We start from the raw sequence: 13902 nt of genomic DNA on the forward strand, positions 1-13902 counted from the left end.
CTGCGGACTTGTCGCTCAGCGATCGGACGGTCCAGCTCCGGACCCGGTCAGGGGGAGATCGACAACCTCGGATCGACCAGAACTTCGTTGCGCGGGTGGTGGATGAAGAACTCCGGCATCGGCTCCGGCGGCAGTTGACCGAACACACCGGCCATGTACCCCACCAGCTCTTGGCACTTCACCGGATCGAAGGCCTCGTCGCAGGTCTCCTCGACGGTGCCGCCGATGACGACGTGGTCGTTGCGCGGGAACAGGTACCCGTTCTGGCCGTACAGATATTCCAGGTTCGGCTGCGGTCGCAACATCGCGAGCTGTCCCCTGAGCGGCATCATGTCGGAGTCGTTCCACAGGTTTTTCGCGCCGAGCCCGGTGCAGTTGATGATGATCTTCTGCGTCAGGGAGGTGAGCACGTCCGCGCTGTTGATGAACCTCCGGTTCACGAACCTGACGCCACGCGCCTTCAGATCGCGCTCCAGCCGGGGAATGAAGATCGGCGGTTCCACCAGCAGGGTCCGGTACCTGTAGCCGGAGACGTTGTGCCCCTCGAACGGCAGGCGCCGCAGGTATTCGCGCTGCGGCAGCAGCCCCGGCACCAGGTCGTGCACCACGTCGATGCCCGAGGTGGAGTTGACGCTGTAGTTGTCGACCTCGGAGACGCCGAAGCCCTTGCCGATGGCGGCCTTGAACATCGTGTAGGCGGTTCTGAGGATGTACTGGAGCTCCCGCACCTTGTCGAAGTCCTTGGAGAACTCCAGGAGGGACACGGCCCATTGGCCGCCGGCCTTGTACGACGTGGTCTCGACCGGCTCCCGGTCGGAATAGATCGTGACATTGAGCCCGAGGTCGAGCAGCAGCGTGGCGGCGGTCAGCCCCATGACACCGGCGCCGATCACCGCGATGTCCCTTTCGACGACCTCGCTCCGGCGCTGGTGGGTGAGGACCAGGTCCCGCACCCTGGCGGCACAGCCCCAGCTCAGCGTGATGCCTCCACCGCCATGGCCATAGTTGTGGAGGACGAACTTGTCTCCCAGCGTCTCCCCTTCGAGCCGATAGGAGTTCACGCGGTAGGGCCTCAGACCCGCGACGCACGCGCCCGGCTGATGGGGATCGAAAGTGAAATCCGCGGTCGGCAGATCAGGGAGTGCGCTCACGCCACGCTCGTCCAGCAACATTTCCGGCCTCCGATGGTTCAGACGCATAGCCACCGGTACGCCTACCCGAGCAGCCGACCAGACGCCTCCGACCTGCGAAAACAAACGGTCAAGCCTTTGATTCCGCGCGTTCGCCCGGTCGCGCGCCGGGTAGGCGTCCCAGCGGCCGGACGATCCGCGCCTGCCTGTTTCCGACCGATCTGCCGTACGGCGGGCATGACCAGGAGCGTCATCGTGCCATTCACTGTCGCCGACTACATCCTCAAGCGGCTGAGCCAGCACCAGGTCGACACCTTGTTCGGCGTGCCCGCCGCGTACGGTGCGCCGCTGTTCGACGCGGTGGCCGCGCACGACATCAAGCCGGTCGTGACCGCCACCGACCTCGAAGCGGGGTACGCGGCCGACGGCTACGCGCGTACGAAGGGTCTCGGCGTCGCCTCGGTGGCCAACGGCGTCGGCGTGCTCAGCATGATCAACGCCATCGCCGGAGCGTTCGTGGAGCGCAGCCCGGTCGTCGTCGTGAACGGCGGTCCGAACGCCGCCAACCTGACCAACCTGAAGGACTTCGACGTCCTGTTCTCGCACTCGACCGGTCAGCCGGACGGAGACCTCAACGCCTACCGGCTGGTCACCGCGAGCGCGGCCCGCGCCGAGCGCACCGCCGACGTGCCCGCGCTGGTCGACAACGCGATCTCGACGGCGATCAGGAGGAAACGGCCGGTCTACATCGAGGTCAACCGGGCCATCTGGACGGAGGACTGCACGCCCCCCGACGGATCGCTGCCGGTCGCCAACCCGGCGGTGGGCACCGAGCAACAACTCGCCACCACGATCATCGAGCTCGTCCGCGCCGCCACGAAGCCGGTGCTTCTCGTGGGCCTCGAGATCCAGCGCTACGGGCTCGCCGACACGATGGCCGACCTGATCGCCAAGCTCGGGATCCGCTGGTCGGCCCAGGTGCCGGCCAAGTCGGCGCTGTCTGAGGAGGGAGACGGCTGGGTCGGGATCTTCGCCCCGCCGAGTTCCCTGCCCACCGCCATTCAGGAGGCGGACCTGATCGTGATGCTCGGCTGCGTCTTCCCCAGCAGCTATGCCTCGTTCATCCGCAACCGTACCAACGACATCGTCACCGCCTACGACGGCAAAATCAAGATCAAGGCCGGGACCAAGCAGGACGCGGACATCCGCGCCCTGATGACCGCGCTCGTGGCCGAGGCTGCCAAGCAGGCGCCGCGACCCGTGCCCGCGGCCGTCGACCCGGCCCCGCCGCCCGCCGCGGGCCCGCTGACCTACGCCCAGGTGTTCGACCGCGTCGGCGCCGCGCTGAACGCGCTGAACGCGCTGAACGACTCATGGCTCGTGATACCCGACACCTTCCTCGGCAGCGCCTCAGCCGCGAACCTGCCGGTCAAAGGCCGCGACGGGTACCTGTCCGGTGCCGTGTGGGCCTCCATCGGCCACTCCGTGGCCGCCGCGGTCGGCGCGTCCTTCGGATCGAAACGGCGCCCCCTGGTCATCTGCGGCGACGGCGGCTTCCACACGACCGCCCAGGCGCTGTCCACGTTCGCGCGCTACTGCCGCAACGCCGTCGTCCTGGTCATCGACAACGGCATCTACGGCCTGGAGCAGTACATCATCGACTCGGGCTACTACGACGACCCCGACGCGGCGCCGAAGCCGTACGTCGTGCTCAACCCGTGGGACTTCACCAAGTTCGCCCACGGCGTCGGTATCCGCAGCACCTACTCCGTGGACACCGCGGCGGAGCTCGATCGGGCGCTCGACGAGGCGAAAGATTCCGCCGCCCCAGCGCTGATCGTCGCGAAGGTCAGCCCGCGTAGCCTGCCCGCGCAGTTGCCCTGAGCCGTATCGAAGCCGGCTGTGCCGGCTCATCTCTCTCCGCTCAACGGAGTCCTCGCGGCGCCGGCGGCCCATCCCCCGGCCTACGGTGCCGCCTGGTCGCCGGCCGTGTGCATGAGGCTTTCGCGCGTGCGACGAAGGAGTTCAAGGACGCGGTGTTCGAGATCATGACCGGCGCCGAGCAAGCGGTTGCAGTGCAGATGGACATGGCTGCGGCACACTTCAGGGGAAGGGCGGGTGGCCGGCAGAGCATGACGGCGGGCGGCGAGCAGGGACATCAGGGCCCGGTCGTGCGGTGTCGTGCCGAGAGGACTCGGATCGCGCAGGAAGAACCAGCCGTCGGCCAGTCCCGCCCCGGTGACGAACTGCGCGAAGGGGCGAAGCGAATCGACGATCAGCTCGTCCTCGAATCGACGGGGGCCGTACACCTTGAGATAGAGCCAGTCGCTGCCGGGCGGTCGCAGCCGGGTCCTGGCGGGCACGGCTTCGGGGCGGCGGCGTCCCGGCGAGACGGGTCGTCGTTGCCGCAGGCCGAGCGGCACCACCACCTCGCTGAGGTGGGTGCCTTCGGGACCCGGCAACCAGGCGTGAGCGGGATGGGGCAGGGCTTCCTGGAGGAGAACGGGACGTCCGGGTGGCTCCATGCGCAGCAGTTCGGCCTGATCGGCGTCGTCCAGGTCGAGCAGCAGCCGGTTGTCGCCGCCGGCCAGGTACACGTGGCGGGGCACGAGGTGCGCCTCACGCCAGGCGGCCAGGCTGTGCGAATCACGCAAGGCCGCGGGGTCGACCAGCCAGCGGGCCAGGGAGAGGACGATGCGGCCCCGCTGGATCCGTGGCAGGAATGGGAGGCCGGCGGCCGGTCCCCAGTCGAACGACGTGAACACGCACCGGCCGTCGCGGGCGACGTCCAGCAGGAAACGGGCCGCGGCAGGCGCGTGCGCCGGGTTGAGCATGTGGCACCGCGTGGCGATGACCTCCACGTCGCGTGCGGGCCACCGGACGGTGAAGATGCCGTCGCGCAGGCCCACGACCAGCTCGTCGACCGGTACGAGCCACTCGTCCGAGACGCCGGCGGAGGGACCGAAATGGATCTCGTGGCGGTGACCTGACGGGCGGATGGCGACGTTGCCGGAACGGGCTCGCTCTGGCGTGTAGACCACCTCGGCGAGGAGGCGGGCGGGCGTATCCCGGGATTCGGCCCGCGCCGCCTGCGCCAGTGCGGCCACCGCCGGAGGTCCCAGCAGGTCGGCGAAGCGTCCGAGGGTTCGCCCGGCCGCGCCGGCGCCCAGATTCGGTCCCACGACGAGCAGGAAATCGCCCTTGTCGACGGCCTCGGCGCTGGACGCCGCCACCAGGACCGCGATGTCGAGGGACGGCGGGGCGAAGGCGGCCTCCGGCGTCCAGGTCTGGAGGCGTCTCAGCAGGTCGTCGTCGAGTTCGACGGTGGTCAGCCGGTCACGGCAGGCGTTCATGGCCAGGCCGGACAGGAGCCGGTGGCGGGCGGCCGGCGCCGAGATCTCGTTGGCCCGGTCGGTGGGGCTGCCCAGCCCGAAGTCCGGATCCACCAGCTCCAGCAGCGGGACCTCGCGGCCCGTGCCATAGCGGCTCTCGAAAGCTCGGCGGTAGGCGTTGAGATGAGGCGGTCCTGCGGGGTATGGGCTCAGCCGCAGCAGCAGTTCGGCGGCCACGGCCGCCTGGGAGCCGATTCGCCGGCTCAGGCCGGTGCCGGCCAGAGGTAGCGCGAGGTCCGTCTGGAGGAGGTTGCGCGGGTCGGTCCCGGCCGCGATCGTGCTGACCCGGTCAAGCAGGCCTGGCCACGCCTCGACCCGGTCATCGAGCGGGCGGGCGTCCCACTCCCGCAAGGCCTTGCGCAACCCGGCGAGGTCCTCCGCAAGGGGGTGGCCTACGAGCCGCTCCTGCACGTGGCGGAGGGGGTCGCCGGTGAGCGGCGGCCGCAGGTCGTAGTGCAGGAACCCTTGGCGGAGCAGGTCGTCGATCAGCCCATCGGCCTTCTCCGGCGTGGCGCCGGGCAGCGTGATCAGCGCTTCGACGATCTCCGCGCGAGAGACGGGCGCACGGGCGAGGGCCAGCGTCCGCCGTACCGCCGAGGTGGCCCGCACGGAGGCCGCGCCATCGGTGCCGCCTGCCCGGAACCATCCAGCGGCCCCCTGACCAGGAAAAACAGGGCACAAGATCCACTGAATGCGGATTCTGAGCTTATGCGGGCCGAAGGCCAACTTGGCCTAGGCGAAAGAAGAGATCATCTTCCTCTGACCTGCTGGAAGGGTCCTACCACCCCAGACAACCATCGCGGCGCTGGAACAGGCGGCGTGTAGGTGGGTCATGACGCCACCTACTTCGGTATGGGACCGACGGCGGCTTCGTGCTCCCTCGAGGTCGTCATTTCCTGCCAGGTGCTTCGCCGGCGGTCGATGCGGAGATCAGCTGCTCGCTGGCCAGCCATTCGTTGAGGTAGTCGAGCACATCGTCCAGCAGTGGCCCGCAACCGGAGGCAAACGGCCGCCGCTGCCGGATAGTACGCGGATCCCCGCGTCGAGCAGCTTGACTCGGGTCAGAACGAGGCGTCCGGTCCCACGATCGAGCACAGCCTGCGGGGCGGCGTAGGCGAAGCGTCCATCGTCGGTGAGCACCAGAACCGTTCGATCAGGGTGCCCGGCAGGTGCGGCCAGCAGCAGCGGGATGGACGCGGAATCATGACCTTCCCGCCTTGGAGGGGGTCCTATCGCGCCCTTCGGTTTCTGCCTCCGCACGGGCCGCCGATGCCTGGTCCATCACCGCCAGTTCGTGCGCCGCCAGGCTGCCCGATCGGACCGTGCCGGGCCGGGGAGGAGTCCGATCATCGATCAGGTTCGTGGTGAACCCCGCAGCGGCCATACGCTCGACGACGATGGCGATGTGGTCGTCCGGCAGGTTCGTGACGTTGGGATCAACCGGATCGCTGACGCATCCATGCCCTGGTCGGTCACCTGTTGCAGGAGGGCGCTGACGGTTTCATCCACATGGGAGGCGAACGACTGCCCCTCCGCTCGCAGGACGCCGGACGACCCGCTCTGAAGTTTCATGGTCGCATAGCGTAATGGCACGGCTCGGTCTAGAGGCCCAAGACGCTTCCTCCGTAATTCAGAAAGACTACTGCGTGGCCGCTGGCTGGGTTTCCCCGACCACCTATGTCGAGCGCGAGGCCGGCCGCCTGCCCCGGCCAGCCAGGCTTCCGGCCCGTGCGCGTGAGGAGTTCGTGGCGGCACGGCCCGTACGATCAGCTGACTCGTGGTCGTGCGGTTGAACGCGTTGAGCGGGGCGGAAAAGGATCGCAAGGCTGCGAACCTTCCTCCCCCGGGCGCTGTCCAACCCACATGTACGGCGAACCTGAAAATAGACAGGAAAGGCATTCATTGCATGCAATCGAAGCTGGCCACCCTGTTCTTCGCTACCTTCGCCGCCGGCAGCTGCGTCCTCGCCGGCGCCTCGCCCGCCTCGGCCACGACGCGCTACGGCAAAGGCAGATGGATCAGCTCCGAGAGCGGCTGGCAGAACGCGGGCGTTTACCTCGAGCCGGATGACATGGTGCGGATCCACTACGTCAGCGGCCGGTGGACGGTCGACTACCGCGAGTTCCCCTACGTGTCCTCGGCCGGCTACGCCTGGCGCATCGACCGCAGGATCTACCAGGGGTGCAAGATCCTCAGCAGGCACCCGCACGGTTCGATGATCGCGAGGATCAACAACGACCACTACAGGGTCGGCAGCAGGGCCTTGATCGAGGCGCGCCAGGCGGGCTTCCTCCAGCTGCGCGTCAACGACGCCGACGGTTGCCTGCGCGACAACGACGGCGCCGTCCGCGTGAAGATCTCGGTCACCGACTACTAAGAGCCGTGCTCCCAGAAGATCATGACGTGGTCGGCGCCTCCCTCCCTCATCACCGGCAGCAGCCGGTTTACGTCTCCCCCCTCAACGGATGACCCCATATGCGCAAGAGAGATGTCCGTTCAACTACAGCCGGCGCCGGCCCGAGTTCCCGGGCAGGGGCCGCGCCGCCGCCGGCGGCCTCCGGGCGCCCGAGCCCTTGGCCGCAGGTGCGCGTCCCAGCGACCATGAGAGCGTTGCTGGGAGAGGACCCGCACACGGTCGGCGGCTACTGGCTGGCCGGCCGCCTGGGGCAGGGAGGCCAGGGTGTCGTCTACGAGGCGTACGACGGTGAGGGCACTCGGGTGGCGCTCAAGCTCCTGCACGCCGACAGCGGCCGCACGCAACTGGACCGATTCGCCCGGGAGGTCGAGGCCGCGCGAAGGGTGGCCTCCTTCTGCACGGCTCGGGTGTTGGACGCCGATCTGGCGGGCCCGCGGCCGTACATCGTCAGCGAGTACGTCAGCGGGCCCAGCCTGCGCACAGCCGTACGGGATGGGCGGTCGTTCGCGGGGGACGACCTGCACCGGTTGGCCACGGCGATCGCCACCGCGCTGGCCGCGGTTCACGAGGCAGGGGTGATCCACCGTGATCTGAAGCCCGACAACGTCCTGCTCGGTCCGGACGGCCCGCGGGTGATCGACTTCGGTATCGCGCGTACCGAGGAGATGTCAGTGACGTCCACCGGACTGATCGCCGGCACGCCCGCCTACATGCCACCCGAGTCGTTCAGCGGGCGGCGGGCGGGCGCGCCGGGCGACGTGTTCGCGTGGGGCGCCGTGATGCTCTTCGCCGCACGGGGAACGGACGCCTTCGCCGGGGACAACGCCGCTGCGGTGATCCACCAGGTCCTGTCGGCCATACCCGACGTGGACGGGTTGCCGCCGGCGCTGCGCCCGTTGGTGGCGGCGGCGCTGGCCAAGGAGCCGCAGGCGCGGCCTACGGCCCGGGAGTTGCTGCTCGCCCTGGTCAGCGGGAACGGCGAGGCGACCGGGCTGTTGCGGGCGGGCAGTGAGCGGGCGCGGCAGATCGCCTCGGACGATGGCCTGGACCCGGGGCTGGGGACGATCGCCGAGGACGCCTACACCGCGCTCCCGGAGGAGCAGCGGCGACTGGTGCCCGGAGTGTTCCTGCGGCTGCTCACCCTGGACGAGTACGACATGGAGACGACCCGCCCGGTGCCCGTGGCCGAACTGGAGTACGGCGGGCAGGACCTGCGGGCCATCCTCCGGGCGTTCTCCTACGTGCTCTCCGAGCGTGACGGCCAGATGGTCCTGACCCGTCCCGCCGTCCTGCGCGCGTGGCCTCGCCTGCGCGGCTGGGTGAGCGCGGAGAGACCGGGCCTGGCGGTCGTCGGGCAGCTCAGCCAGGCCGCCCGCCACTGGGACGACAACGGTCGCGGCGACGGCGACCTGCTGCGCGGCAGCCGGCTGCAGGCGGTCGAGAGCTGGGCCGTCTCCGAGCGCCGCCACATGACGCTCACCAGTCTGGAGCGGGACTTCCTCGACTCCAGCCGCCGGGCGCTGGCCCGATCCAGGAAGATGCGGCGCGGCGCGCTGGTCACGCTGGTCACGTTGCTCGTCGTCGCTCTCGCCGGCGCGGTCTCGGCCGTGTCCGCCGCGGGCGAGGCCAACAGGGAGCGGGAGCGGGCGGAGGCGCAGAAGCGGCAGGCGTTGTCCCGGCAACTGGCGACGCAGAGCGTCCGGCTCGTCGGCACCGAGCCGACGGTCGGACACCTGCTCGCGGTCACCGCCTGGCGGCTCGCGCCGACCAAGGAGGCCCGCCACAGCCTCCGTAACGCGCTCGCCGGGCCCGCCGTCTTCACCAGGCCAGGCCCGGCGCTCGCGCTGGCCTTCAGCCCCGACGGCAAGGTCCTAGCGACCAACGGGGACGACGAGGGCGTCGTGACACTCCGCGACCCTGTCACCCACCGTCCGACCGGCTCCCTGACCGGCCAGAAGCAGATGGTCACCGAGGTGGCGTTCAGCAGCGACGGCCGGCTCGTCGCGGCGGCGGCCGAGGACGTGCGGATCTGGGACGCCGCCACGCACGAGCAGGTCGGCGAGCCGCTCCGGGGCGGCGGCACCGTGGCGTTCAGTCCGGACGGCAGGCTCCTGGCCACCGGCGGCGACAGAGTGCGGCTGTGGGACGTGGCCACGCGCACACAGGTCGGTGACGCGCTCCCCGGGGCCAACGCCGTCGCCTTCAGCCCGGACGGGAGGCTGCTGGCGACCCACTCCTCCCGCGAGACCGAGGCCCGGGTCTGGGACGTGGCCTCGCGCAGGCAGGTCGCCTCGCTCCAAGCGCACCTCTCCCCCTCCGGCATCAGCCACCTCGCCTTCAGCCCCGACGGGAAGCGGCTGGTCACCAGCAGCCACGCGTTGCGCCTGTGGGACGTCGCCACGTGGCGGCCCATCGGCAAGCCGCTCATGAACAGGCAGATCGGCGGCATCCGCGTGGCGTTCAGCCCGGACGGCTCAGTCCTGGCGACCACGAGCGACGGCGGCCGGGCCCGGCTGTGGGACCTGGCCACGCGCGAGGAGCTCGGTCCCAGGCTCGCCGGTCACACGATCGGCCTGTACAGCGTGGCCTTCAGCCCCGACGGGAAACTACTGGCCGCCGGCGGCTTCGACGGGCTGCGGCTGTGGAGCCCGTTCACACACCGGCAGCTGGGAGCTCCCTTGCCCACGGCGGGCACCACCGCGCGCGCCGCGACGTTCAGCAGCGATCGGCGCGGCATCCTGACCTCCGACGCGCGGCAAGTCAGGCTCTGGGACCTCGGCTCGCGAACGCCGATCTTCACCATCAGGCCGGGGCAGCCCATCAACACCGCGGTGGGCAGCCCGGACGGTGGCACGCTGGCGATCGGCCTGGAGTCCGAGCTGACCTGGTGGGACGTCGCCAGCCGGCGCCAGGTGAGCTCGGTGCGAACCCCTCGCCACGTCATCGGGCCGGCGGCCTACAGCCCGGACGGGCGGACCCTGGCCATCGCGCTCACACCGGACCCGCAGACCGAGGCGAAGCCCGAGATATGGCTCTTCGACGCGCGCACCCATCGCCGGATCGACCGCATCGTCCGCCCCGAGAACATCGCGCAGCTGGTCATCAGCCCCGACGGCAGATACCTGACCGCGGTGGACATCGGGGAGAACGCCCAGCTGTGGGAGCTGTCCACCCAGGCCGAGGCCGGCCCGCCCATCAGCAGGGCGAAGAGCGTCGCCTTCTCCCCCGACGTCAGGACCCTGGCCGTGGCCGGCAACACCGGAACGCGGCTGATCGACCTGGCCTCCCGCAAGCAGCTCGGCCGGGACCTGGGCGGGCACTCCGGCGTGATCACCGCGGTGGCCTTCAGCGCCGACGGCGCCACCCTCGCCACCGCGAGCGACGACAAGAGCGTCCGGCTGTGGGACGTGGCCACGCAGGAGCAGGTTGGCGCCGCTCTTCCTGGCCGTAGCAGGGTCTCGCAGGTGGAGTTCGGCGACGGCGTGCTGGCCACGGTGAACGATGACGACACCTTCCGGGTGTGGGGCGTGGCCGAACCCGCGGACCTGGTGGCCGCCGCCTGCGCCCGCGCCGGCCGTACGCTCAGCGCCGAGGAGTGGGAGCAGTACCTGCCCGGCGAGCCCTTCCAGACGGTGTGTGTACCGTCCTGAGCCACCGGGCCTCGGCGTCGTGAGTGATGCCCATGGTGGCTGCGGGGAAGGCAAAGGCCATCGCCGAGGCCTACGAGCGGGTCTGCGTGGATCTTCGCACGATGACCGAGGTCGGCCTGTACGGCTACCACGCCGTACCGCCGCAGCACCGGCTCTGGATCCGGGCGTCGGACCTGGAGCAGGCCCGTACGGACTTGCCGCTCGTCCGTTGAAGCCTGGATCAGGCTCACCGGAAGGTTCGTATTGTTCCCGAACGTCCACGTCCAGTAGAGCGGCGCTTCAGGAAGGTGCGCGCGTCCAACACCCCGCGTCGGCAGCAGTTCGCCCCGTTGCCGCCCGCCCCGCCCGCGGCCCGTGCTCGCAGCCCCGCCGTCTACAGATGAGGTCGCTTCCTTAGCGCGAGTGATCTAACTCACATCACGCTGACGTGCGGCGCGCCAGTGTCCTGGTCGGCCCACCAGCCCCGGACGACTCCCCTGCTGGTCACCTGAGCTCTTGCAGCCGTCCCTATTTCAGGCGCGAATCTTCCTCAGAGATCACGAAAAGATCACGACTATCAGGAAGCGTCTAGAACCGCAAAACCGCGTTCCACCTGCGGTGATCACCGAAGTAAGGTCACTCGTGCACACATCGTTGACGGCGTCGTACGGCTGGCCTCCGATATGGCTGTGCCCCGGGGCTGCGTGCTGGCAGAGGCGATCCCGGGGCTTATGTCATCCACGCTCGCACGAGCCGCCTGCCGAGAGAGCGAGCGCCTGTGGAGCAGCACGACGCCGAGCACCTGCACCGTATGCTCAGCCAGGCCCGCCTGCCCGAAGACCAGCACCTGTTCCAGCTGTTCGGCCAAGACGACTGGTGGAACCACTCCCAGGCCAACCTGCACCACGGCGCGCGCGCCAAGATCGATGAGGCGGTCCGCCAGCTGAGCCGGCGAGGCCCGGTGCCCGCCCCGGCGCACGTGGTCGCCGAATTGCCGTTCGGGTTCTGGGTCAGCCTTCTCGGCAGTGGCAACTCCTACGACCAGCGGCTGTGGCGGACAGCCCTGTACCGCGCCTTTCCCGGCTACCACGGAGGCCGCCACGCCCTGCACCGGCGTACAACGAGAACGCGTCGCGTTCCTGAAACACATGCGCGTCCGCCAGAGCCAGCATGGCTGCGGCCATTCCCGGCACATCCCCTTCCTCGCGGGCGACCGCCACGGCCGCCTGCCCGCAGGAGAGCCAGTCGCTCATGCGCCCGCTCGCCCAGAAATGGCTGGGCATGGCGTCGGTGAGCAGCCACACCGCTTGACGCGGACCGGACAGGACCGCTTGGTGGATGGCGGCGACGAGGGTGCGATGCTCGGTGGTCAGCCACGCCGCCGCTGAGGTGAGATCGGCGAAAGAGGCTACTGTCCCGCCGGTGCGGCTCACGGTTAGCGGCAGCCTGGCCCAGTACGGGTGACTTCTTTCGACGGCGGCTCGAACGGCTCAGCAGATACCAGCCGCTGCCTGGCCTCCTTCAGGCCCTCCGGGCGCTCCTCGTCGCGGGCGTGTTCGGCCGCGTACAGGCGTAGCAGGTCATGGAAGCGGTAGCGACCGGGCGCGTATCGGTGGATCAGGTGTGCGGGGCCAGCCGGTTGAGCTCCTGCCTGGCCTCCTCCGCGGTGGACCCGCTGAGGGCGGCGGCGGCCTCGAGAGTGTGCCCTCGCGCAGTTCGGCGACGTAGCCGGACACGCTCTGGTAATGGTCCAGGGTGAGGTTGGCCACGGCGATCCGCAGTGCCAGCGGAAGGTGGGCGCACAGTTGCCCGAGCTCGGCCGTGGCCTCCGGCTCCGCCTGCGCGCGATCGGGGCCCAGGATCGAGGCGAGCAGTGCGGCGGACTCCTCCGGCGAGAAGACGCCGAGCGTCACATGCGAGGTGTCACCGTGCACGGACAGGCCGCGCAGTTGGTCGCGGCTGGTGATCAGCACCACACAGTCCGAGCCAGGCAGGAGCGGGCGCACCTGCGCCGCATCTCGCGCGTTGTCCAGCAGCATCAGCACGCGACGCCCTGCCAGTTCGCTGCGTAGGAGCGCCGAACGAGCGTCCAGCCCCGCGGGGATCCGCTGCGAGGGAATGTCCAGTCCCTGGAGCAGCATCTCCAATGCGGCAGCGGGTTCCATCGGGTTGTCCGGTCCGAAGCCACGCAGGTTCACATACAGTTGCCCGTCGGGGAACTGCTGGTGCACGTGGTGGCCCCAGTGGACGGCCAGAGTGGTCTTGCCCACGCCCGCCGTACCGGTGATCGCGGCGATCTTCACCGGGCCGTCTCCGGCCGGCTCCAGCAGGCGATCCAGAGCCCCGAGCTGGTTGGAGCGGCCCGTGAACGCGGCGATGTCCGAAGGCAGCTGCCGGGGGCACACGCCGGCCGGTTCCGCCTGCTTGATGACTGGTATGACGGCAGTCGCCGGCGGCATGAGCATGGGGTCGGCGACCAGGATGGACTGGCGCAATTGGCGCAGCTCGTCCCCCGGATCGATGCCGAGGTCCTCTCTCAAGAGGTTCGCGACCGAGTGGTAGGCCTGTAACGCCTCCGCCTGGCGGCCGCATCGGTACAACGCGAGCATCAGCTGCGCCCACAGCCGTTCCCGCAATGGGTGCGCGGCCGTCGCGGCGGTCAGCTCCGCCACGATCTGCTCGTGCCGGCCGTTCAGCAGGCCGAGCTCGAGCCAGCGCTCCAGCGCCCGCAGCCGTTCTTCCTCGAGGCGGCCGGCGTGGTCATGCTGCAGCGATTCCGAAGGCACGTCGGCCAGGGCAGGTCCCCGCCACACAGCCAGCGCGTCGTGGAGCCGGGCGGCCTCGGCGGTGGCATCGGCCGTTCGCGCCGCACGTTCAGCACGGCGCACGAGTTCGTGAAACTGGGTGACGTCGAGCTCAGCGGCGCCGACCTGGATGAGGTATCCGTGCTCCCTGGTGTGAATCAACTGCTCGCCGGCCCGGCCACCGTCCAGGACGCGCCGCAGGCGGGCGATATGTATATGGAGCGCCGCGCGTGCGTCGTTCGGAGTGTCATGGGGCCATATGTACTCGATCAGCTGCTCACTGGAGACGGGCTGGTTGGCGTGCAGCAGGAGGGTAGCCAGCGCGATCCGCTGCTTGGCCGCAGGAATGGGAATCCGTCCGGCCGCTCTCACCACTTCCAGAGGCCCCAGAATCCCGAACTGGGTATCCAGGGGCTCCTCGCCTTCTCGTTGCTCCATGTCAAGCGTGGTCCTCTCGTCTTTGACGTTGTGGGGTCTTGGATGGGGAGATCGTGCCTGATTGCCGCCGACCCGGTTCTGAGGCGCCACCAC

The 13902-nt window shown here is 69.6% G+C and carries 8 protein-coding genes; 4 read left to right on the plus strand and 4 right to left on the minus strand.

Annotated elements, in window-relative coordinates; translation table 11 throughout:
* Positions 1-47 precede the first annotated feature (47 nt).
* On the minus strand, positions 48-1433 hold the full coding sequence (locus AB0I79_RS49265) for an FAD-dependent oxidoreductase (protein ID WP_357889355.1): 1386 nt from the start codon (positions 1431-1433) through the stop codon (positions 48-50).
* Between AB0I79_RS49265 and AB0I79_RS49270 the strand changes: the two genes are divergently transcribed.
* Positions 1386-3014, plus strand: a complete 1629-nt coding sequence (locus tag AB0I79_RS49270; RefSeq protein ID WP_357889358.1) for a thiamine pyrophosphate-dependent enzyme — start codon at positions 1386-1388, stop codon at positions 3012-3014. The genes AB0I79_RS49265 and AB0I79_RS49270 overlap by 48 nt on opposite strands.
* Before the next feature lie 80 nt (positions 3015-3094).
* On the opposite strand, the gene AB0I79_RS49275 is transcribed toward AB0I79_RS49270, so the two are convergent.
* A complete protein-coding gene (locus AB0I79_RS49275; protein WP_357889361.1) occupies positions 3095-5248 on the minus strand; it encodes a lantibiotic dehydratase in 2154 nt (717 codons plus the stop codon).
* A gap of 1180 nt (positions 5249-6428) precedes the next feature.
* Here AB0I79_RS49275 and AB0I79_RS49280 point away from each other — a divergent pair.
* From AB0I79_RS49280 to AB0I79_RS49290, 3 genes are all read left to right on the plus strand, one after another.
* Positions 6429-6899 (plus strand): hypothetical protein, encoded by a 471-nt coding sequence (locus AB0I79_RS49280; protein WP_357889363.1) that lies wholly within the window; start codon positions 6429-6431, stop codon positions 6897-6899.
* A gap of 233 nt (positions 6900-7132) precedes the next feature.
* Positions 7133-10588, plus strand: a complete 3456-nt coding sequence (locus tag AB0I79_RS49285) for a protein kinase (RefSeq protein ID WP_357889366.1) — start codon at positions 7133-7135, stop codon at positions 10586-10588.
* 32 nt (positions 10589-10620) lie between these two features.
* On the plus strand, positions 10621-10800 hold the full coding sequence (locus AB0I79_RS49290; protein WP_357889369.1) for a hypothetical protein: 180 nt from the start codon (positions 10621-10623) through the stop codon (positions 10798-10800).
* 777 nt (positions 10801-11577) lie between these two features.
* On the opposite strand, the gene AB0I79_RS49295 is transcribed toward AB0I79_RS49290, so the two are convergent.
* Positions 11578-12000: a hypothetical protein gene (locus tag AB0I79_RS49295; RefSeq protein ID WP_357889372.1), complete on the minus strand. Its 423-nt coding sequence runs from the start codon at positions 11998-12000 to the stop codon at positions 11578-11580.
* A gap of 147 nt (positions 12001-12147) precedes the next feature.
* The gene (locus tag AB0I79_RS49300) at positions 12148-13809 is read right to left on the minus strand and encodes a BTAD domain-containing putative transcriptional regulator (protein WP_357889375.1); all 1662 of its coding nucleotides are present in this window, start codon (positions 13807-13809) and stop codon (positions 12148-12150) included.
* Positions 13810-13902: the final 93 nt, after the last annotated feature.

This window comes from Nonomuraea sp. NPDC050202, assembly GCF_040656115.1.
Taxonomy (GTDB): domain Bacteria; phylum Actinomycetota; class Actinomycetes; order Streptosporangiales; family Streptosporangiaceae; genus Nonomuraea.